The organism is Chryseobacterium sp. 7 (genome assembly GCF_003663845.1).
Taxonomy (GTDB): domain Bacteria; phylum Bacteroidota; class Bacteroidia; order Flavobacteriales; family Weeksellaceae; genus Chryseobacterium.
In genome coordinates this window covers 482,079-503,626 of the sequence record NZ_RCCA01000001.1, presented here as the reverse complement: position 1 = coordinate 503,626, position 21,548 = coordinate 482,079, and the positions used below count along the sequence as shown (strand labels likewise).

The window sequence follows — 21,548 nt, the reverse complement described above, 5'->3', positions numbered from 1 at the left end:
AATCTCAGAATAACTCCTATTTGAGGTTTTTATTTAAATTACCTACCTTTAGAAAAAATAAAATTTTAAATGAGAAAATCGGCTGCAATCATTTTTGCGTTTATCATTTCACAATTTCAGGCTCAGCAAGGAGCTTATTATCAGCAGGCTGCGAAGTACAAGATGGATATTGATGTCAATGCTGAAAAATTTACCTATCAGGGAAAACAAACTTTAGAATACACCAACAATTCGCCGGATGAGCTGAATGTGGTTTATTTTCATTTATACTGGAATGCTTTCAAGCCCAATTCTATGATGGATCAGAGAGTGGCTTCCCAAGGCAAAAATGGTGACGGAAGACTGCAGAAAGACGGGGTCTCAAGATTAGCTTCCATTCCTAAAGATCAGGAAGGCGCTCAGAATATTCACTGGATTAAGCAAAATGGGAAAGACCTGAAATTTGAAGTTCAGGAAACCATTATGAAAGTATATCTGGCAGAGCCTATCAAACCAAACTCTACCACTACGTTTACAATGGATTGGGATTCTGTAATCCCTCAGCAGATCAGAAGAAGCGGAAGAAATAACAGAGAAGGGGTAGATATGACAATGACTCAGTGGTATCCGAAAATTGCAGAGTACGATTATGACGGCTGGGCAACTTTCGATTATCTGGGAAGAGAATTTCATGCACCGTTCTCAGATTTTGACGTTACCATTAAAATCAACAAAGATTATGTGGTAGGAGCAGGAGGAATTCTGGAAAATCCTACAGAAGTAAAAGGCTATGATGCCAATGCTAAAGTAAAAGCAGAAAAAGATAAGAAAGCAACCTGGAAATGGACTGCAAAAAATATTCTTGATTTTGCATGGAGTGCAGACAGAGACTATTCTGTAGAAAGCTTCAACGTTCCGGAAGGGCCTAAAGTATATCTGGTTTATCAGAAAAATGATAAAACCAAAGCTTGGGGAGAATCACAACCTTATATCACCAAGTATTTCCAGATTATGAATTCTCATTTTGGAAAATATGTGTATCCTACCTATGCATTCATTCAGGGAGGAGATGGCGGAATGGAGTACGGAATGTGTACTATGATTTTAGGTGAAGCCAAAAGCGTTAAAGATTTATTAGGCTTAATGGCTCACGAAGGATCTCACTCATGGTATCAGCAGATGCTTGCCACTAACGAATCTGTACGTCCATGGATGGATGAAGGTTTTACGAGCTATGCAGAAGGCTATACCATGTATCAGCTGTTTCCGGAAGACCTGCCGAATCCTTTTGTTAAAACGCTTGATGCTTACAGAAACTTTATCAAAAAAGGAATCGAAGAGCCGGCAGTCTGGTTAGGAGATCACCATGATAACGGAAATGCTTATACCTATGCATCTTATGTAAAAGGGGAGCTATATCTGGTGCAGCTTGGATATATCATGGGAGAGCAGAATCTTGCGGAAACCCTAAAACAGTACTATGATCAGTGGAGTATGAAGCATCCTTCGGACAGAGATTTCCTTCATATTGCACAGAAAGTTTCCGGGATGGATCTGAAGTGGTTCCAAAATTATTGGATCAATACCACGAAGACCATTGATTACGGAATTAAGGATGTAAAATACGATGCAAAATCCACTACCATTACTTTGGTTAATAACGGTCAGGTTCCTATGCCTATTGATTTTGGGGTAATGACTGCCGATAAAAAAATCGTTACGTATCAGATTCCGATGAATATGACGCATACATGGAAAGAAAAGGATGTTTACGGTGATTTTAAAACAATGCCTTACTGGCCTTGGACACAGAAAGAATATACTCTTACCATTCCTTATACAAAATCTCAATTATCTGCTCTTGGAATTGATTTCAGCCAGAGAATTGCAGATGTAAATATGGAGAATAATTTTGTTGAAGTAAAGTAATTAATACAAAATACCAATAAACAGCGCGGAAATTTTATTTCCGCGCTGTTATCTTTTTTATCTATATCGCTGTTTTTGAATGGTATATCATATCAAACATGTTTGATAATGATGAAAAAATATCTCATTTTGTTACAAGCGCATAGGCAGGAGCCTTCCGGAGGGCCCATTTGCTTTCCCGCAAGCCTGTTTTAAACCTCCCGAGGTCTCAGTAAGACTAAAACACCCGTGTTTGTAACTTCCGGAGGAGTTGTACAGGTACCAACGGTTTGCTTTGAATTGATGAGAATTCTGTCAATGATATTATTGAGATCATTGTAATTTATCGGAGATTGGCTGGTTATCTTTATAAAAATTATTAAATTTATTCCCTCAAAATTAAGCGGGAACTTCAATTGCATCTAATGAATTTCTCCTGAAAAATATGTCAATGAATTCAATTGTAATAAATGTAGGAAACAGCAATATCAGATTTGGTCTTTTCAATGGTGATAATTGTGATATTTCTTGGGTAATCAACACAAAACCTTACAGAACAGCAGATGAACTTTATGTACAGATGCTAATGTTATATCAAACCTATAAAATTGATCCTAAAGAAATTGATAAGGTTATCATAGGCTCCGTAGTACCTCAGCTTACGAAGGTAATGAGCTCCGGGATCAAAAAAATTCATGGGACGACTCCTGTAATTGTAGATAGATCCACTCCTTCCGCAGTTCAGGCAAAATCCAAACAGATGGGAACAGATATCTATGCCAACCTTGTGGCGGCACATAATCTGTATCCTGGTAAGAAAAAGATTGTTATTGATTTTGGAACCGCTCTTACAGCAAGTTGTGTAGCAGAAACAGGGGAGACTTTAGGAGTAATTATTGCTCCGGGAATTGTTACCTCTCTGAATTCATTAATTAACCAGACAGCACAGCTTCCGGATATTGAACTGAAGAAACCAAAATCTGTTTTGGGCCTGGATACGGTAACCTGTATGCAAAGTGGTATGGTATATGGCTTTCTTGGAATGGTAGAAGGTTTTGTAGCCCGTATTAATGAGGAAGTGAATGATGACTGTTTTGTGGTGGCAACAGGAGGTGTTTCTCATGTTTACAAACCTCTTACGGATAAAATTCATGTGATGGACAGGCTTCATACCCTGAAAGGTCTTTATTTTCTTGGAAAAGATTTATAAATTAATATGATTAAAGTTGAGGTTAAGTCCTGCTAATGCTTTAATCTTACCCTCAACCTTATTGAATATCATGGAAAAATTTCCAATCATACAAACCGAAAGATTGATTCTTTCAGAACTGGAAGAAAAGGACATCCCTTTTATTGTAGAGTATCTTCAGCATAGGATTTTCTCTGATCTTACGTCCAATATTCCTTTCCCATATGTAGAAGATGATGCCAGATCCTGGTTGAAAATGTCAAAAGAAGCTTTTGAGAATCATACAGGATATATATTTGCGATCCGTAATAAAGAAGGGCAGATTATGGGGGGAATTGGTCTGAGTGACAGGGATGATGATAAAGCAGAACTGGGATACTGGATAGGAGTTCCTTACTGGAATAAAGGACTGGTAACCGAAGCTGCAAAAGCGATTGTAGATTTTGGATTTAAAAAACTGGAGTTCAATAAAATTTTTGCCACTCATTTTCTTCATAATCCGGCTTCAGGAAGAATTATGGAGAAAATAGGAATGGAGCAGGAAGCTGTCCTAAAACAGGAAATGAAGAAAGACGGAGAATATTTTGACATCGTGAGATATTCAATTTTTAAAGACTGATCTTTAAGGAATATTAATCATTCCTGACTTTATAAAATAAAATCGGAGAATATTTTCTAATATTCTCCGATTTTTTATTTGATGATTAAAAGACTATCTCTTACTTTTAAAAAAATCTTTTACGATAGAAGAACATTCTGCTTCCATAACTCCTGTAATGATTTCGGTTTTAGGATGTAAGGAAAGATGCTTGTTGATAAATCCTCTTTGTTCATCCCTGGCCCCAATCACCACTTTTGAAATCTGAGACCAGGAGAGTGCACCGGAACACATTACACAGGGCTCCATAGTTACGTAAAGTGTACAGTTTTTTAAATATTTTCCTCCAAGGAAATTGGCGGCTGAGGTGATGGCCTGCATTTCAGCATGGGCAGTAACATCGTTCAACGTTTCGGTGAGGTTATGGGCTCTTGCGATAATACGGTTGTTAGTAACCACCACACATCCAATAGGAACCTCATCTTTTTCTAAAGCGACTTCTGCTTCCTGCAGCGCCATTTTCATATAATATTCGTCAGTAAACATTTTAATCCGTCATCGTTAAAGTTAATGGTAGCTTGAAACTGTAGCATATGGGATCGCCTTTTATCATGGCGGGAGAAAATTTTTCTGCCAATGAGTAAAGGGCAATCTCTGCCTGTCGGTTGAATGTGAAATTATCTCCTTGTGCATGAACATTGCTCACAGTTCCGTCTTTTTGTACAATAAATGCAACATCTGTTTTTACCGTTTTTTCTTCAGAATATACTCCGTCAATATATAGCAGATTGGCCACTTCCTGTCGTAAAGAATTGATTCCACCAGGATAATCTGCAGCCTTTTCCGCACTCGAAAATTTTTGAGATAAGCTCTGCTTAGGATTTTTGATGGTTTGAAGGTCTTCCAGGTTTCTAACCTTTAATAAAGCGCCAATCAATGCATTATTTTCAATACTGTCCATTTTTTTCATGAAAAAAAGAAAATCTCCTTTTATTTCAGTCTTTTTTACAGTATTGGATTCTGCATCAAATTTTTTCTTGAACTCTTTATTCAGCATCGTTCTGTGCTGGTTGTAATAATTTTTTACAAGCCTGAATTCTTCTTTCTGCTGAGACAGCAAAAAGGAAGAAATAAAACAGCTTATAACAATGAATAGAGTTTTCAATAAGGGTATATTTATGTAAATATAACGAAAAATATGAATTGTATTGTTTATTGTTAACTCTCCAGATAACGGTTCAAAGATTCCTGTAAATGATTGCGAATGTCATCAACTAAACCTTTCGGTTCCAGAACGGTAACTTCTTTCCCGAAAGAAAGAATTTCCTGCATAAAGTCGTAAGTAGGGTGGAGGAAGAACTCAAAATATATTTCTTCCGGAGTTTCCTTGGTTTCTTTCTGAGATTGATGAAGAGGAAAACTTCTGATATATTCTCCCTGATGACGGCTGCATTTTAAAACAATATTCTGTGGTTTCTGTTCTGCCAGATTCATCACTCCGAATGCATTTTTGAAATGCTCTCTGAAGTTGTATTTGTACTTCTCTCTGAACTGATTTTTGGATACATCCAAATAATTGATTCTATCCAGCCCGAAAGATTTTAAAACTTTATCTTTTGTATCAATGGCAATAAGATACCATCGGTCTTTGGATTCTTTCAGAGCTAAAGGATGAACTTTTCTGGAAGTCATCAGTTTGTTTTTGTAGTTGTAGTGTTCAAAGCTCACCACTCTTTTATTTCGGATGGCAAAGAACAGGTCATAGAAGTGCTCCACACCGGTTGGTTTACGGCTTTCGAAAAAGATGAAATCTGAAAAGTCGGGGTGGGTATTCATTGCGTTACTCACCTGGAAAGATTCCAGTAATTTTTGATTGTACTCATCCACTTCCATAATGGGACGGCTCTCAATATAGTATCGATTGTCTCCTTTTTTCTTGTTGTGGATGGAAAGATTGAAGAGATCAGAAATCTCGCGGATATCTCTCTGCAGGGTACGGATAGAATAACTTTTGATATCGGCATCCTGGAATTCAAAAGAATTCAAAAGATAGTGCTCCAGCTGGGAATAAGTAGCTGGAGAACTTTCTAATCTTTTTATAATTAAGGCATATCTTGTCAGATAAAAATCTTTCTTCATTTCTCTTTTTTTAGGGTGCAGCAGTGCTGCGTTTCATGGTAAGGTTTTATAAGACAAATATATGCGGTTAAAGCGACAAAACGTGTCGTGTTTTATTTTTTTATTATAAACTTATTGCCCGTAATCTATGAAAGAACTCTTATTTATGAACATATGGAATGAAGTAGGAGTAACTTCTATCTTTGAAATAGGACTATTGGAAATAACGAAAGTTGTTTTATCACTCTGTTCATTTTCTGTAAATGACTTTCCTTGCAAATTAGTTTTTACCATATCTTTGAAAACCTGAGAAGGCGTTTGAAACTCCATAAATAAGTTATCCAAATATTCAGTATTTCCTCCGAAGTCAGTTTTTACTCCATCTTTAAAATCAAATTGTATTTTTTTGATATCTTTTCTTTTAGATGATTCTTTTTTTGTTTTCATGTCATAATCTACAATTCCTGTCCAGATAGGCAGTGGATTAGCATATTTGTTTTTGAATACTTTGACAATGGTTGCCAGTAAATCATTTAAAGAACATTGTAATAGCAATTCTTCCAAATGTTCTTCTTTATTCATATTTTCCAATGTATTAGGATCATGTATTTCCTGATCAAGTGCAGTTAATCTGTACTTTTCAGGAGTAGTATAAAATAAAATTTCTAAATCTTTATCTGTTATCATAATTATAATTTTTTATAATGAATATATTCAAAACGTCCTTCATGTTTCATAAGTTCTTTAATATAGGCATCAGCAACATCTAAGGCATTATCTTTAATTCCGGCACCACTTGGTTGAAGTGCTTTTACAATATTTTTTTGAATAGTTGCAATTTCGGAAATTGTTAATTTTTCACCGATATTCCTTAGTGCAAATACACTACCATCTGTTCCGGCGACTGCTCTTAACTCTTTAATTCCCTCAAACATGAACATCCTAATATCACTTGTACTTAAACTATTGCCTCTAGGATGGTTATGAGTTACTATTGCTCCTTGTAGTTTTTTTCCATATTTAGCAATAAGATCAACTGCTTTTCTGCTATTGCTAGTTATATTATTAATTATTTCTCCTTCCTTCGTTATCATTCCAGCCCATTCAGTAGGTAAATCAAAAATTTGTTTTTCATACTGTGATATTTTCAAAGGTGCAATATCAGACGCTATATCCACTACTTTTGCTAAGGTACTTCTGATCTCGTTCCCTGCACCTTCATAAAGAAGTAGCTTTTTATTATTTGAAAACCAATCTGCGATTTTTTTCCAAAGGTTATTTACAAAATCCTGTAATTTCTTTCCTCCTTCTTTAATCAGAAGTATGAGATCTTCTAGGGCTTTGCTTACTTTTTGATAAGCTTCAGCAGTTTGGATTTTTACAAATTTAGTAGTTTGAGAGATTGTTTTTCCAATTTCAGAATTAATTTTTGCAAGGATCTCTCCCATTTTTCCAACTTCAGATACTTTTGCTATATCTGCTATCGGGATAAAAAACGTACCTATAAATGAAATGGTAAAACCTGCCGCATAATTAATTCTAACCCAATTCAAATCATTACCGTCTTTACTGGTAAGATATTCTTTGATTTTTTTTACACCTTCTTTTATGGCTTCCCATAGATTTTCAAATAGTGTCATATCCAGCATATCCCAGAAATTATCAATCATTTCTAAAGTATGTTGAAAATCTTTGCTAATGTCAAAAGGTGCTTCTAATAAACCTCCAAAGAATTTAAGAGTAGAAGCAACAAAGTCTACCAAGCCGTTCCATATTCCACAAAGTAAAGCAATGTTTTCAGTCAAATTCTCTTTTAAAGACCCTGCTAGTGAGTCAGATGGTTCGAAGAATTTTTCTATTTGTTGTTTTACATAGGTATTATATTTGATTATAAATTTTTCAATGCTATCTAGCTGATCGATAATCAAATCATCTAAAAATTTTGGAGTAAGATCAGCAAGATCGAATCCTTTTTTATCGGTGAAAAGATTGCGTAAATATTTTAATTTTTCTGTTGGAATTGTAAATGCTTCTGTTAACTTATCTTTTTTGAAAAAATAACCTTCAATCTCTGTATCCCAGAAATTATCTGAAATTTTTAAAAAGTCGACACCTTCTCCAAGTTTCTTTAATACCCAGCCTAATGCTTTGGCAGGAGCGGAAACTCCCAACATAACATATCTTAAAAGGCTAAAGAATCCGCTTTTTATTTTACTTTCTTTGATGTAGCCATTCTTCATTAATTCTTCTACAATTTCCTGATTTACACTATCTGTATTTTTTAATACAGCTTTCATAATCTCATTATCGAAGAGATTACTTTTAAGATTACCCTGATCATCAGTAAATTGTTTTCGGACTTTTGCAGACATTTTACCAAATAAAACATCTTTGCTTAACTCTCCTGAATCACTTTCCAGGAATAAAATGACTTCATCATCTTTGGGCTGTACAATTTCATAACATTCTCTAACCTTATTTCCATCATTTGAAACAAATAATAATAATTTAAAAGCCAGAAGATCTCCTTCATCTCCATATTTTGAGTTCCTGTTATTGTCAAAATAATAATTATAGGTGCTGAATTTATATTTATTTTTAACAGTAATATTTATATCTTCTATAATATTGGTATTGCCATTGGCGGAGATATTTCCATCCGGATAATATTTTTTAAGTATATCTTCAGTTGATTGATTGAAAAGCTTTACCGTTGCCAGTGGGCTTACATTATTCATCCCTCGGATATTTTCACCTATGGTAAAAGCATTTTGCATTGAAGGAAATGAAAATTTATTATCCATCGACCATGCTTCTTCACCAACATCAAATACATCTTTATATTCTGTGTTTTTCATTTTTAATAATTTTAAAGATTAATAAAAAAGGCAGAGTAAAATACTCTGCCTCATGAAGTATGATTCAACAGAATTATTGCAATGCCTGCTTTAATTCAGATAATGGTAATGAAGCAATAACTTCTTTAGGATTATCATCTGTTGTCAGCTCAAGGAATCCGTTGTTAAGCTCGATTTTATCTACAAACTTATCGTCTCCTGAATTTAATTTAGAGTCAACAATAGAAAATTCAGTTTCTATAACTACATCTGAAGGAACTTCGAAATCTTCAGGGTTTTCCTTTGTAAATGGTAATGCTGTGGATGTCTTTAATCCGGCTGAGTCTTCCTGTAAGATATTCAGAGAAGTAGGAAGTACAGTGATCCATGCTTTTCCTTGTTTTATTCCTACAGGTTCACGCATTTCGTCAACAATACTCAAGTACATTGGATCTCCGATTACAGGTACTTCACCTCCGTTCCAGATTCTTCCGGTAGACATGAAGAATTGTACAGCATCTTCGAATCCTGGTTTAACGGTTACAATTACTCTGGCCATACCTGCCTGAAGGAAGTTTCTGAACAAAGGATCTGTACTTTGAGACAGATACATATCCTGCCATTTTGCTTTATCTCCCCAATAGTAAGGATAGAAGGTATAATCCATAATGCTCCATTCAAAGGCTTGTTCCATGAATTTTGCCAATGCCGTGTATTGTTCCAGATCTTCACCTAATACAATACTGAAATCCTGCATTCTTTCTGCTCCGTTGGTAAAGTTTTTCCCCAGTGAAGCATAATCCTGTAATAGATAAGCAATACAGTTATGTTTCAGGATAACAGATTCCATGTTACGGTAAAAGTTGCTTGAGTTAAGCTTTTCTTTATTCTGTTCTTCCTCTTCCTTCGCTTTTTTCTCTATTTCTGCTTTTTTCTCCAAGAAGATGGCATAAGCTTCATCGTAAGCTTTGATAATGGCTGTAAAGTTTTCTAAGAACCATGATGACATGTACGCTGCAGAAAGTTTACAGGTAATTTCGAATGCGATGTTGACAGAGTCGATATTTTCACATCTGTAAACGAAATCATAAGAACCGGTTACGTTTTGTGGTGTAAAGTAAGCTGTACTGTCAATAGAAGGATTCCAGTTTTCTAAAGCTACTGTACCTCCTGCAAAATTGCTGCTGTATAAAACACTTTTACCTCTAGAATCTCTTTCGAACCCATAGAACATTTTTACAGCACTTGCTTCATAGTTATCAGGGATATCAATTTGTCTGTGTCTGAATTCTCCGTTTCCGTCTACTTTTTCCCATTGTTTTCCAAGAATAAGATTGATAGGGGATTTCGGCTGCTCTGTAAGTTTTACATTATAATAATTTGCCCAGTATTCAATTTGCAGCTGAGTCGCTTTTTGGGCGCTTGGCATATTCCATTCTCCGGTAACTGTTCTCGGATCTAAAGGTGGCGTTAATGTATCAGATTTCGAAGCGGCTGTTGCCAGAGTGTGAAGTCTTGCCGGTTCAGGAACCATGAATTCAAACATAGTACGTTTACCATAATTGAAGATCTGGTTTTTCATTTTCTTATCTACCCATCTGTAAACTCCCACTACATGTTTATTACCGTTTCTGTTATCAAAACCATGAGCATTGTTTTCTTCAAACTCTTCAATGATTTTTTCAATTCTTTCTTCGGCTACTTTGGTAAGGATTCTTTCCGTAGCTTTTTCTGTAATTTCCTGAGATTTCGAAATAGCCTGTCTGGTACTGTTTTCTTTAGAGTTTCTGGCGGCAAAGCTTCCTCCCACTTCGAAAGATTTACCCATGCCTCCATATCTGAAATGTGCTTCTGTATTGATATCCTGCTGGATAACGTTCGCAACTTCAGACTGCATGTCATTTCTGGTTGTAGTTGTAGTATCACTTAGCGTTTCTCTTTCCGTTGACTTGGAAGTTGTGGTTTGAATTTCACTTCTTCTCAACCTACGGGTTGATTTTTGCTTAAACTCTTTCGCCATAATGTTTTCGATATGAGTTACCTCACCCGGAACATAGGCGTGCGTTGTCTGAACAACTTTTAAATAATCTGCAATACCCAGTCTTTTTACTCCAAAATGTTTAGGAATGAATGTTCCTGGTTTGTAACCGCCGTTTCCTTCAGATGGATTTTCAGTTTCATCTTTTGTTTCTTCGGTATATAGGATTCCTGTGAAAGTTCTGTTGATTTCAATTTCAGAAAGGCTTAATGAAGCTTCTTTTCCGTTATTAAAATAAACTTTGATGTCCATAGATCTGATGAACTTACCAAATTTATCAACCAAGAACAGCGGTAATGCCACTTTTCCGTCTACCACTTCAATATTGGAGAAGCTTTCTTCAAACATTCCAAAATCTGTGCTGGCGTTAATTCTTACAGAAGCAGCTCCCCAGGCATTGCTTTCAGCCTGATAATAGAAGGTGGCTGTAGCCGGCATTCTCGAATAGATGGGCTCATATGATGTTTTCAGATAGTATGATCTTGGAACAACTCTGGATGAAGCGCTGTAAGAAGAAACAACGGGTACCAATACTCCTCCTACACTTGCATACGTCTGCTCTGGAGCTGGTGATTTCTGGAATAAAGACTGAACTGTTGAAGTGGTTTCTTCATCCAGTTTTTCAAAAATTTCCGGGAAAGTATCAAACTCGTCAGTAATGGAAACTTCAATAGTTCCTAACTGTAGTTTTCTGTCACTCAATATGGTAATTGTTGAGAAATCCAACCCGGTTTCAGGCTTTTCTTCGCTTGTTACTTTTGTGAAAATATTGACAAATAATTTGAAAGAGTCCAGTGAAAGTTTTTCTTTCAGATCTCCGAAATTAATTTCATTTTTATATTCAAACTTGAATGGCGGAACTTTTAAGGCTTCCAATGAAGCGTATAGAGCATCAATCTGTTCCTGCGTTAAACCTCCTTTTGCAATTTGGGCTTTAACACTTTCCTGCAAGGTATTGTATCTCTCAATATCTGCCTGATGGGTATCCATGTATTGTCTGTAAGCGGCATCATATGCTTTTGCTCTTAATGTATAGAATAACTTCTGAGTGGCTTCCAATTCAGCTCTTAGCTGTAACAGGCCATCTTTCTCAAAAGTAAGATAAGAAAGTTCTGAGATTCTTTCTCCTTCTGCTTTTAATTGCTGCTGTACTGAAAATGAAAGGGGTGCAGTACCATTGATAATTCCTTCTCCAATTTTAGAGATATTCACCTGAAAAGCATTTCCTGAAGGGTTTGATGGAGTACCTTCTCCTTCATATCCATCTCCAAAAAGCTTCATTGGTAAAACAACTCTTGCTTCCAATGCTTTGGCTTTGAGATCTTCACCATTGATTTTTACTAGTTCCGGTGTGGAAGGTAAATCAGCAACATATCCAAAGTGAAGTGCTCTTAAAATATGAACTAATGCTTCTTTTACATAGAAATTCTCCTGGGTAACAGTCTGATAAATAAGATTATCCCAAACCTCACCCATTTTGGATTGGATAGCGTTGCTATTATATAAATTTTTAGCTGTAATTTCATCTGCTACAGAAATTACTTCTTTTTTTGCAATTTTTCTTCCGATTTTTAGCGCTTCGGAAAGAGGGCCACCTTCAATTTCAATTTCGCTTTGATAGCCAACCGGATTGAAAGATTTTGCAGCTCGTTCCAATGCCTGGAATTTTTCTAAAGCTGTACTTGCCGGGTTAATTGCTGTATCAAAAGAGGTTGTAAGCTGTGACGGTCTGTGAATGAATCCAAGATTAACTTTTTTAGTTTCTGTTAATTCAGGGTTTCTTAAGCTTACAAATCTGAATAAGGTTTGTGGTGCGCTATTATTTGTTTCGTTTGTTGCCATTTTTAATATTTTGTTTTTGTTGTGTGTTTAGTTTTTTCTTAATTGCTGAGCTGTTAGTATACAGGACTGTCATTTTTTTTGGTGTATTCAAGTGTTAGAGCAAATGAATTGATCAGAGAGTAATCATAATCTAGAACTCCTGCCAGTTCAAATCTTACTTTTTTGTTTTCAAGTGTAATGAAAGCTTTCGTCATCCATTGGTTTCCTGCAAATGCTACATCTATTGCATACCATTCTGTAAACATCTGATTGGAGACAATCACTTCAACATCTTCAAAAATTTTGTCAATCGGAAGTTCTCCTGTTCTTGGAATCTGATCAAGGAATAATGTCTTTTTATAAACTGGTTTATTGTTGATCCAAATTCCTCCCGTTTTTTCTTCTTTCGTAGTATAAGAATGCTGTTTGTCTGCATATTTCTTTTGAATAAAAGAATTTTCCTGATATGAATCTCCATAATAGAAAGATCCAATCATTCCCGAAGAGCCATATGATGTTCCCACAAAGTCAATTCCAGAGATTCTTACATTACTGCCTGCATTGTATTTATTATTGATTTCAACTACTCCGTCATCAAGGAAGGAAATGTATGATCCATACGCAGCTCCTTTTAATTCCCTATTTCCATTTGTATTATCAAAGACAAGATCCCCTTTGATAGGTTTAGTAGATTCCGTTCCCACAAGCGGAACAAAATCGGTAAAGTCTGATATATTTTTATATCCAAATACATTACCGTCATTCATCACTGCTACTTTTGTATAAGAACTGTCTGCCAAAGGAGTTCTTTTTGCTGAAACTACAGCATCAAAATCCAGTGTTCTTGCGGCGAAGTCTCCTCCAATTAATGGTGTAACGAAATCATGACGTCTTGCTACCGGATTGGATTCAATAACCAACTTATTGAATGTGGAACCTCCTAATGGAGCGTTACAGCCAATAACGACATTGTTATCTCCCCAGACCCCCATTGCATGAGTGGTTGAAGCAGCATTATATCCGATAAATGTATTGGAACCCCATGCACCGGAAGTAGTCACTTTTCCGTAATTCTGACCAGCAAAAGCTCCAAGAAACGTATTCTGAACCCCATGAGTCAGCCAGTATCCGGCACCTATTCCTAATGTGGTATTGTACTTACCATCAATGTTTTTAACACCCGCTTCATCTCCCACGTAAGTACATCCTAGAGCTGTTGTTGAATTTTTACCAGCTTCAGTTCCAACCATTACGTTATAACTTCCGGTTGTTAAAAGAGAACCACTGTTTACACCTACAAAAGTGTTCCAGTCTCCAGTTGTTACATTAGCTCCGGCAAAACCTCCGATAGCAATATCACTTTGCCCGGTTGTTAATTTTGGTAAAGTATTATATCCAATTCCAACTCCGTAGGTTCCGGTATGGTCTGTATTCATGTTTCCAAACCATAAAGAATAGGTTTTGGAACTGAAATTGATTTCACCCGCTCTGCCTTCGCCTGGTTGGAAGATGATAGGGTTATTTGTTCCATTACCTCTGTCAATAACATTCTGCAAATTATCATTTCCACTAAATGATGGTTTATCAGAGAGATCATTATAGCTGCCCGTAAGTGCTACTTTTTTCAAAATTACTTTCTCCTGACCTTCCTGAGCTAATGTCAGGCTTCCGTCAGCATTGGAAGTAGGAATAATACTGAATTCCGAAAGATTAATATGAAATGCAGATCCGTCATTCTGAGTAATGGTGATGATGTTCTGAGCGGCATCATACTCAGCTCTGTCAATATGAATATTATTGGTGACTAAAGTTCCTAAATCCACAGATTTACTTTGTTGAACACCATTTTCTCCTGTATAAAATACAGTTAAAATATTTCCATTGAGTTGAGGAGCCTGGATGGATGTAGGGGTTTCAATTTTACTTTTCCATAGTTGGGCATCTTGCGGGCTTAAGTTGGATGCATTTACATCTGCTTTTTTAGAAAAGTCATAATCTACTTTTTCTAAAGGAAGTTTTTCGTCTTTATGCCAGTATGACTCCTGCCATTCCCAAAATTCTTCCTGCTTTGGAATATCTCCGTTTTCGAAATATTTTTTTAATTCCTGTTTTGTTTTCATTTTGTTAAAATTTTAATTAATAAGTTGCCCTCCGGTTACCTGAACTTCAGGATCAAAAGAATACATGTGATATTTGGTGTTTTCTCCTAATACAACCTCTGTTAGTTTGTTGCCTGAAAATGCCCCCGACTCAATATTGAGAACATTTTGTGGAATATGTACAGATGTAATAAGGTTATTTCCGAAAGCATAATTTTTAATTTCAGTAACGTCATCAGGAATGATTACAGAAGTAAGTTTATTGGAGCTGAATAAAGCTTCTTCAATGACTTTAAGTTTCTTTGGGAGCAACAAATCTGAAATTTCATTACCTGAAAATGCGCCGTAACCAATTGCAGATAGATTTTCAGGAAGTCGGAGCGAGGTGAGTTTATTACTTGCAAATGCAAGCTTCTGAATTTCAGTAACGGTATTAGGGATCGTAATGGAAGTAAGTTGTGAGCTTAAAAAAGCATTTTCTCCAATACTTACGATACCGTCAGGTATTTGTATATCTGTTATCATTATGCCCATTGTAAAATATTGGGGAATCCTTAAAGTTCCCGGTGGTACAATTACTTTTCTTTTTAGAAAAAATTCCATTGAGGCATTTTTATCTTTATCCATTTCAGCGTAAATGATATTATATGTACCATTCTCCAGTCCTGAAACCTTTTGTGTAGAAATTTTCTCATCCTTATGCCAGTATGAGTTCTGCCATTCCCAAAAGTCTTCCTGTCTGGGGACATCTCCATTTTCAAAATAGAGCTTTAATTCTTCTTTTGTTTTCATGTTGTTAAATTTATCTATAGGTGATTGTAGCTGTTGACGGAATGCCTGCCTTACTTAGATCTAATCCTGCAGGTGCTGAAACACTCTTAAGAGAAGGAAGAGAAAATGAACTTTGCCCCACCGTTTTTACTGAATCTGGGATATATAAAGTTTCTATAACCGTTGCTCTGGGGCAGTTAAAAGCATAATCTCCAATACTAATTAAACCTTCATTTAAAATAATTTCTTCTATTGAATCAGATCCATTAGTCATATTGGCTTGTTGGCCAAAAGCATTGTTTTCAATAATCTTAAGGGTTGAGGGTGTTCGGACGCTTTTAATGTTTTGCTGATTAAAAGCAGAAGGACCAATTACTTCAAGTCCCTCATTGAAATTTACTTTCACAATCTGGTAAGACATTCCTGAAAAGATATAAGCACCATTAATGATTTTTTTTGTGTTAGATGGAATGGTAATTACCAATGCTGAACCAAGAAGTTCATTGTCATTCGTAAAAAATGGTATTACCTTTTCAACGCTTTCAATAGAATTTTGGGTAATTTTCTCGTCTTTATGCCAGTATGAGTTCTGCCATTCCCAAAAATCTTCCTGTTTTGGGATATCTCCATTTTCAAAATAGAGTTTTAATTCTTCTTTTGTTTTCATGTTATTAATTGTTAGATGTCTGTATAGTATAAGATGGTAGCTGTGGCTGGAATACCGGCATTACTGATGTCTAAACCTTGCTTGACAGAAACTGTTTTCAAAGCAGGGATGTTGAATGCGTTTTGTCCTACGGACTTTACAGATTTAGGAATATAAAGATCTGTTAAGTCCTTGCTGGTAGTCAATTGAAAAGCTGCTTCTTCAATAGTTTCTATACCGTTTTCTAATACTAATTTTGATAAGTTGGCAGCAGTACTTGAAAAAGCAAATGCTTCCACTATTTTACATGATCCGGGAATTGTTAACGTTCCTTTCAGATATTGTCCACTAAACGCTCTGTTTTTTATTCTTTCTAGAGATTTTGGAAAGATAATTTTTGATGTACGTTTGAGCGGAAGTAGATAGGAAAATCCTCCAATGACTTTTACTCCTTCAGGAAAAGCCATAACGGTGTCAGACCCGATGATTTCCGTATTATCTGTTGGAGAAAAGATGAACTCTTCATATACAGATACTTCAAGAGAACTGTTGGGTAATTTTTCATCCTTATGCCAGTAAGAGTTCTGCCATTCCCAAAAGTCTTCCTGTTTTGGGATATCTCCATTTTCAAAATAGAGCTTTAATTCTTCTTTTGTTTTCATATTGTTAATTATTAGATGTCTGCATAGTATAAGATCGTTGCTGTCACCGGAATACCAGCATTACTGATATCTAAACCCTGTTTTACAGAAACCTTCTTTAAGGAAGGGATATTGAAAGCACCTTGCCCTACAGATTTTACGGACTTTGGAATGTATAAATCTGTAATTGTTGTCGCTCCAGCAAGTTGAAAAGCATAATTGTCAATAGCTTCAATACCATTTTCTAAGATGAGTTCAGATACTCTGGAATTTGAACCGGAGAATGCCGATGCTTCAATTATTTTGCATGATCCGGGTATTTTTAAAGTTCCGGTTATGAATTGGTTACCAAATGCATTAGCTTTTATTCTTTCCAAAGTACTTGGAAGAGTCACTTGTGTAATAATATTTTTTGCTGCTGCCTGATACAGAAAACCTGGTCCTCCAGCTATACCCCAATAACTTTGATCCCTTCAGGAAATACAATTCTTTTTCCTATTCCCATAATCTCTGTATTGTCTGTAGGAGAAGGTAAAAATTCTTCATAAGTTATTAGCTCGAGAGAACTGTTGGGTAACTTTTCACTCTTATGCCAATAAGAGTTCTGCCATTCCCAAAAGTCTTCCTGCTTTGGGATATCTCCATTTTCGAAATAGAGTCTTAATTCTTCTTTTGTTTTCATAAAACTTTGTGTGATTTGTTGGTTAATAAATTGATTGTTGTATCCTTTTTTAGTGGAGGATGCCACTTTTACTATATTTTCAGACATAGTTCTGGCTGTCCAGCATTTTGTGAATGGTGAATTCAAAGGTGTTGAGACTATTTAATGAGATTGCTGTGCGTGTATTATAGAGATTTCAAAGGTAATGGCGGACAGCGTCAGAACTTGTCGTGTTTTTTAAATTTTAATTAAAAAGTATCTTCTTCTAGTATTCCTTCTTCAAAATCTTCTCTGAAGAAGTTTTCAATGTCATTGAGATAGTTTTCATAATCCATCTCAGCATTCTCGATGTCGCTCCATTCTACAGTGTAGAGGTCTTCATCGAAGAGTATATGGGTATTGTGATTGGGTGTTTCCATGTTTTGTGTTGTAAGGTGTTGGTTATATTTTGAACATATTTCAGGCTGTTCAGCATAGGTGAATGTTGAATTCAAAGGCTTTTAAAAGTTTTTATGGATTGTTGTTTTGTGTCTTTTTTGATACTTCAAAGGTAGTAGGGGATAACGACAAAACTTGACGTGTTTTAAAAATATTTTCCAATTTTAAAATATAATTTCTAAAGCTTATATTGGGTCTTTATAAGGTTAAAAGCTTATATTTTATTTTTGATGAGCTTCTGAACAATTTGGTTTAATGTTTCTCTGTTATCATCAATATAGCTCAATCCGGCCTGTATCAGGTTTTCAATATTAGACCTTCTCACGTTATCCATTGCTGGAGAAGCATTTTTCAGAGAAGGATTCAGGCGGTAATAGTTCTTTTGGTTTCTAAGTCCCAGCGTCTGAAACATCTGTTCCAGCTGATAATCTACGGTTTCTGCATTGGCAGACATTAAAATGTCAATAATAGGACTTACCCATCCAATTTTTCCGGCTTTTTCAAGTCTTTTAAAAGGATAAGGTCTTGCCTCAATTCCTGTTCCGATAGAAACAATAATCATGTCATTTACACTAGGATGATTGGCTTTCTGATGGTTCTTTAAAACCTCTGCAAAAGGAATTTTTCTTGCTTCTGCATAAGCACAAAGAGCGGGATTATTCGCAAACATTCCTCCGTCAATCAGGCTGAAGATCTGTCCGTACATAGACTTGATCTGTACAGGGCTGAAATAGGTGGGAGCCGCTGATGTTGCTCTACAAATATCCTTTACAAAAAAGTTATCTGTGCTGAGGTGGGCTTTCCATGAGTTGAAAAGCTTTGCTCTTCTGTTCTCGATATCATAACTCGTTATTAAACATGGTTTTATTAATTCTTTTAATTCTAAATTTCCAAAAAAGTCATTTAAGTTTTTTTCAAGAGCTTCCTGGGAAATTCTTTCATTCAATAATCCGAATGGATTAACCAGCTTTTCCCAAAAGGAAACCTGGAAAATGTCGCCGCCTTTTTCAGCATATAATTCCAATCCTTTTTGGATAGAATATTTTGCTTTTCGGGTTTCATCGGGAGATAAAATAATAGAAGCAATCAGACCTCCGGTGCTGCTGCCCGCTACCAGATCAAAATAATCTCCGAGCTTGGCAGTTGGCTTATCATAATGCTGAAGCTGTTCTTCTATGTAACGCAGAATAATGCAGGTAATGATTCCCCTTATTCCACCTCCGTCCAAAGAAAGAATGGTTGTCTTTTTCATGTGATATTTTTAATGGTTTGTTAAAAGGACACATGCAATCTTAAATCTGCAGAACCCATTAATTGGGCAAAAAATGTTGAGATTCTGTACTTAGATTTCATTGCTTTTTCCGTTGTTTTCTTATAAAGCAAAGGTAGGCTAGGGAAGCGACAGAACATGTCGTATTATATTTAATTTCAAATAAATAACACTAAAAAATAACGTAATTCTGCTTATCTTTTGGCATCTTCAAAAGCGTTCTCCAACTGGTTTTTACAGGGCCTTTTTTAGATGGAATATTCTTTTTTTCGAAGTGGGGAAGATCTTTAAATGTTTTCCAGTTTCCACCCCAGTCCCAGCCATGGCGGGCAAAAATTTTTACACACTCATACCAGTCTGCAACTTTATCATTGTCCCAGTCTTTTGCTGTATCCCAACTTGCCGTTTTTCCATCAATCATCAGGCACATATCTACCGCAAGGCCATAATTGTGAATACTCTGTCCAGCCTTCGCATTAGTCACCTTTTTTCCTGAAGTAATTCTTCCGATAGCATACAGCTTTTCCTGTTCTTCAAAAGATCTTAATCCTTGGGTGATTCTTATTTTGGCTCTTCCGGTAAGTGCTTCATCACATTCCTGTATGATTTGTTTTACTTCATCTCTTACCAACGGGTGAAGTTTTTGAATCCGTTCTAAGGTTACTTTGTCCATATTTCTTATTTTGTTACAGGACAAAAGTATAGCGCGAAAGCGACGAAACTTGACGTATTTTATTTGAATTTTGTTTAAAATCTCAGGACATTCATTTTGAGGCTGTAAACATATTTACAGCACTAAAATTTATTTTTCAACATAAAAATGAGAAAAAAAATTGCTTTTAAAAAATAGAAGTAGTAAATATGACGGACAAAAAACACAATATCAAATGCATACCATCTTACCCTTTTTACTTGCTATGGTCGCAGCCATCGTGCTGCTTAATATGTGGGCTACCAAATTAAAAATTGCCTACCCGATTCTGCTTGTTGTATTTGGGCTTCTCGTTAGTTTCGTGCCGGGGCTTCCGGTTGTAAAGATCAATCCGGATCTTATCTTTTTTATATTCCTGCCTCCTCTTTTATTTGAGGCTGCCTGGTCTATTTCTTTTAAAGAGATGAAACGGTGGTGGCGTATTATTGGAAGTTTTGCCTTTTTAGTGGTTTTTTTTACGGCACTTGCAGTGGCGGTAACGGCTAATTACTTTATTCCGGGTTTCACTCTTGCTCTCGGATTTCTGTTGGGAGGCATTGTTTCTCCACCAGATGCAGTAAGTACAGGAGCGATTATGAAGTTTGTAAAAATACCTTCTACTACAGCCGCTGTTTTGGAAGGAGAAAGCCTGTTGAATGATGCCTCTTCACTGATTATATTCCGTTTTGCTTTAATTGCCGTGGGAACAGGACAGTTTATATGGCAGGAAGCTTCGCTGGATTTTTTATGGATGATTATCGGGGGTGCCGGAATTGGCTTAATATTGGCCTGGATCTTTGTGCAGGTTCATAAAAGGCTCCCTACAGAGGCTTCTTCAGATATTGCATTAACGATTATTGAACCCTATTTAATGTATTGGATTGCAGAACAGTTTCATGCTTCCGGGGTTTTAGCTGTCGTTTGCGGAGGTCTGTATATGTCTGCTAAAAGACTGATCTTTTTGAACAGCGCAAGTCGTATAATGGGATATAGCGTATGGCAGAGCTTTGTATTTATTCTGAATGGGATTGTATTTTTAATTATCGGGCTTGAGCTTCCTGAAATTGTTGGCGGTCTTCGATCTGAAGGTATTCCTTTGAAAATTGCCATTCAATATGGAGTATTAGTGACCGGTATTCTGATTGCTGCCAGAATCATAAGTTCCTATGCCGCTATGATGGCCACTTTGATTTTCCGGCCAAGTGTGGCTCCCCGTGCTTCTTCACCAAGAAGACGTATGCTGCTGCCTATTATCCTTGGATGGACGGGAATGAGAGGAGTTGTATCACTAGCTGCAGCACTGGCCATTCCAATTACCCTGGAAAACGGACTTCCTTTTCCGAACAGAAACCTTATCCTCTTCATTACTTTCGTTGTGATTCTGCTTACATTGCTTGTTCAGGGACTTACATTACCATACATTATAAAATATGGACATGTGTTTGATGACTTTACTGATGAAGATAAAGACAAGCAAGCCCGGGAAGAAATAAAACACAAACTGAAACAACATGTTTATCATTTTCTTAAAAGCAAGCATGAAAAAGAACTTAACGGCCATGCCGGATTAGAAAGAATGCTGAAGCACTGGGAGGAAAAAATACAGAATAATGATACGGAATGGATGAATGAAAAGACTAAAGATATCTTCTTTGAAATGCTGGAGAGCCAAAGACAGTTTCTTTCAGAATTGAATAAAGATATTACCGTTAATGAAGAAATTATCCGCCATCAGCTCTACCAGCTGGATCTTGAGGAAGAACGTCTGAGAATGATTTAATCTTTGTTTTAATAAATGTTTTTGAATACAAAATTAAAGCGCTAATGCGACAAAACGTGTCGT

General features: G+C 36.1%; 19 protein-coding genes. 4 read left to right on the top strand and 15 right to left on the bottom strand.

Annotated features, from left to right (window positions below; all coding sequences use genetic code 11):
• Nucleotides 1–69 precede the first annotated feature (69 nt).
• The 3 genes from CLU97_RS02335 to CLU97_RS02325 all read left to right on the top strand — a co-directional run bounded on the left by CLU97_RS02335 (nt 70) and on the right by CLU97_RS02325 (nt 3,695).
• Nucleotides 70–1,908 carry a M1 family metallopeptidase gene (locus CLU97_RS02335; RefSeq protein ID WP_121486519.1) on the top strand — a complete coding sequence of 613 codons (1,839 nt, stop codon included), beginning with the start codon at nt 70–72 and terminating at the stop codon, nt 1,906–1,908.
• Nucleotides 1,909–2,338: 430 nt separating this feature from the next.
• Nucleotides 2,339–3,097, top strand: a complete 759-nt coding sequence (locus tag CLU97_RS02330; protein WP_121486518.1) for a type III pantothenate kinase — start codon at nt 2,339–2,341, stop codon at nt 3,095–3,097.
• Between the two features lie 70 nt (nt 3,098–3,167).
• Nucleotides 3,168–3,695 carry a GNAT family N-acetyltransferase gene (locus CLU97_RS02325; RefSeq protein ID WP_121486517.1) on the top strand — a complete coding sequence of 176 codons (528 nt, stop codon included), beginning with the start codon at nt 3,168–3,170 and terminating at the stop codon, nt 3,693–3,695.
• A gap of 93 nt (nt 3,696–3,788) precedes the next feature.
• Here CLU97_RS02325 and CLU97_RS02320 read toward each other — a convergent pair whose 3' ends face one another.
• From CLU97_RS02320 to CLU97_RS02250, 15 genes are all read right to left on the bottom strand, one after another.
• Nucleotides 3,789–4,220 carry a nucleoside deaminase gene (locus CLU97_RS02320; RefSeq protein WP_121486516.1) on the bottom strand — a complete coding sequence of 144 codons (432 nt, stop codon included), beginning with the start codon at nt 4,218–4,220 and terminating at the stop codon, nt 3,789–3,791.
• 1 nt (nt 4,221) lies between these two features.
• On the bottom strand, nt 4,222–4,839 hold the full coding sequence (locus CLU97_RS02315) for a hypothetical protein (protein ID WP_228437472.1): 618 nt from the start codon (nt 4,837–4,839) through the stop codon (nt 4,222–4,224).
• A gap of 53 nt (nt 4,840–4,892) precedes the next feature.
• Entirely contained in the window at nt 4,893–5,813 is a 921-nt protein-coding gene (locus tag CLU97_RS02310; protein ID WP_121486515.1) for a helix-turn-helix transcriptional regulator, read from the bottom strand.
• A gap of 111 nt (nt 5,814–5,924) precedes the next feature.
• Nucleotides 5,925–6,479 (bottom strand): hypothetical protein, encoded by a 555-nt coding sequence (locus CLU97_RS02305; protein ID WP_121486514.1) that lies wholly within the window; start codon nt 6,477–6,479, stop codon nt 5,925–5,927.
• Nucleotides 6,480–6,481: 2 nt separating this feature from the next.
• Nucleotides 6,482–8,650 carry a hypothetical protein gene (locus tag CLU97_RS02300; protein WP_121486513.1) on the bottom strand — a complete coding sequence of 723 codons (2,169 nt, stop codon included), beginning with the start codon at nt 8,648–8,650 and terminating at the stop codon, nt 6,482–6,484.
• Between the two features lie 73 nt (nt 8,651–8,723).
• Nucleotides 8,724–12,509 (bottom strand): hypothetical protein, encoded by a 3,786-nt coding sequence (locus CLU97_RS02295; protein WP_121486512.1) that lies wholly within the window; start codon nt 12,507–12,509, stop codon nt 8,724–8,726.
• 53 nt (nt 12,510–12,562) lie between these two features.
• The gene (locus CLU97_RS02290) at nt 12,563–14,608 is read right to left on the bottom strand and encodes a hypothetical protein (protein WP_121486511.1); all 2,046 of its coding nucleotides are present in this window, start codon (nt 14,606–14,608) and stop codon (nt 12,563–12,565) included.
• 12 nt (nt 14,609–14,620) lie between these two features.
• Nucleotides 14,621–15,379 (bottom strand): leucine-rich repeat domain-containing protein, encoded by a 759-nt coding sequence (locus CLU97_RS02285; protein WP_121486510.1) that lies wholly within the window; start codon nt 15,377–15,379, stop codon nt 14,621–14,623.
• A gap of 10 nt (nt 15,380–15,389) precedes the next feature.
• Nucleotides 15,390–16,025 (bottom strand): leucine-rich repeat domain-containing protein, encoded by a 636-nt coding sequence (locus CLU97_RS02280; protein WP_121486509.1) that lies wholly within the window; start codon nt 16,023–16,025, stop codon nt 15,390–15,392.
• 11 nt (nt 16,026–16,036) lie between these two features.
• Nucleotides 16,037–16,666, bottom strand: a complete 630-nt coding sequence (locus CLU97_RS02275; RefSeq protein WP_121486508.1) for a leucine-rich repeat domain-containing protein — start codon at nt 16,664–16,666, stop codon at nt 16,037–16,039.
• 11 nt (nt 16,667–16,677) lie between these two features.
• Entirely contained in the window at nt 16,678–17,040 is a 363-nt protein-coding gene (locus tag CLU97_RS02270) for a leucine-rich repeat protein (RefSeq protein ID WP_183084502.1), read from the bottom strand.
• Between the two features lie 53 nt (nt 17,041–17,093).
• A complete protein-coding gene (locus tag CLU97_RS02265) occupies nt 17,094–17,414 on the bottom strand; it encodes a hypothetical protein (RefSeq protein WP_121486506.1) in 321 nt (106 codons plus the stop codon).
• A gap of 140 nt (nt 17,415–17,554) precedes the next feature.
• The gene (locus tag CLU97_RS02260) at nt 17,555–17,800 is read right to left on the bottom strand and encodes a hypothetical protein (protein ID WP_121486505.1); all 246 of its coding nucleotides are present in this window, start codon (nt 17,798–17,800) and stop codon (nt 17,555–17,557) included.
• A 158-nt stretch (nt 17,801–17,958) separates the two neighbouring features.
• Nucleotides 17,959–18,996, bottom strand: a complete 1,038-nt coding sequence (locus CLU97_RS02255) for a patatin-like phospholipase family protein (protein WP_121486504.1) — start codon at nt 18,994–18,996, stop codon at nt 17,959–17,961.
• A gap of 190 nt (nt 18,997–19,186) precedes the next feature.
• Nucleotides 19,187–19,687, bottom strand: a complete 501-nt coding sequence (locus CLU97_RS02250; RefSeq protein ID WP_121486503.1) for a M15 family metallopeptidase — start codon at nt 19,685–19,687, stop codon at nt 19,187–19,189.
• Nucleotides 19,688–19,901: 214 nt separating this feature from the next.
• Here CLU97_RS02250 and CLU97_RS02245 point away from each other — a divergent pair, with 214 nt between their 5' ends.
• Nucleotides 19,902–21,485 carry a Na+/H+ antiporter gene (locus CLU97_RS02245; RefSeq protein WP_121489626.1) on the top strand — a complete coding sequence of 528 codons (1,584 nt, stop codon included), beginning with the start codon at nt 19,902–19,904 and terminating at the stop codon, nt 21,483–21,485.
• Nucleotides 21,486–21,548 lie beyond the last annotated feature (63 nt).

Coding starts and splice junctions, on each gene's coding strand:
- CLU97_RS02265 (WP_121486506.1), bottom strand. CDS start 17,414: ATGTCTGAAAATATAGTAAAAGTGGCATCCTCCACTAAAAAAGGATAC.
- CLU97_RS02325 (WP_121486517.1), top strand. CDS start 3,168: ATGGAAAAATTTCCAATCATACAAACCGAAAGATTGATTCTTTCAGAA.
- CLU97_RS02250 (WP_121486503.1), bottom strand. CDS start 19,687: ATGGACAAAGTAACCTTAGAACGGATTCAAAAACTTCACCCGTTGGTA.
- CLU97_RS02255 (WP_121486504.1), bottom strand. CDS start 18,996: ATGAAAAAGACAACCATTCTTTCTTTGGACGGAGGTGGAATAAGGGGA.
- CLU97_RS02245 (WP_121489626.1), top strand. CDS start 19,902: ATGCATACCATCTTACCCTTTTTACTTGCTATGGTCGCAGCCATCGTG.
- CLU97_RS02280 (WP_121486509.1), bottom strand. CDS start 16,025: ATGAAAACAAAAGAAGAATTAAAACTCTATTTTGAAAATGGAGATATC.
- CLU97_RS02330 (WP_121486518.1), top strand. CDS start 2,339: ATGAATTCAATTGTAATAAATGTAGGAAACAGCAATATCAGATTTGGT.
- CLU97_RS02320 (WP_121486516.1), bottom strand. CDS start 4,220: ATGTTTACTGACGAATATTATATGAAAATGGCGCTGCAGGAAGCAGAA.
- CLU97_RS02310 (WP_121486515.1), bottom strand. CDS start 5,813: ATGAAGAAAGATTTTTATCTGACAAGATATGCCTTAATTATAAAAAGA.
- CLU97_RS02305 (WP_121486514.1), bottom strand. CDS start 6,479: ATGATAACAGATAAAGATTTAGAAATTTTATTTTATACTACTCCTGAA.
- CLU97_RS02275 (WP_121486508.1), bottom strand. CDS start 16,666: ATGAAAACAAAAGAAGAATTAAAGCTCTATTTTGAAAATGGAGATATC.
- CLU97_RS02335 (WP_121486519.1), top strand. CDS start 70: ATGAGAAAATCGGCTGCAATCATTTTTGCGTTTATCATTTCACAATTT.
- CLU97_RS02295 (WP_121486512.1), bottom strand. CDS start 12,509: ATGGCAACAAACGAAACAAATAATAGCGCACCACAAACCTTATTCAGA.
- CLU97_RS02300 (WP_121486513.1), bottom strand. CDS start 8,650: ATGAAAAACACAGAATATAAAGATGTATTTGATGTTGGTGAAGAAGCA.
- CLU97_RS02285 (WP_121486510.1), bottom strand. CDS start 15,379: ATGAAAACAAAAGAAGAATTAAAGCTCTATTTTGAAAATGGAGATGTC.
- CLU97_RS02290 (WP_121486511.1), bottom strand. CDS start 14,608: ATGAAAACAAAACAGGAATTAAAAAAATATTTCGAAAACGGAGATATT.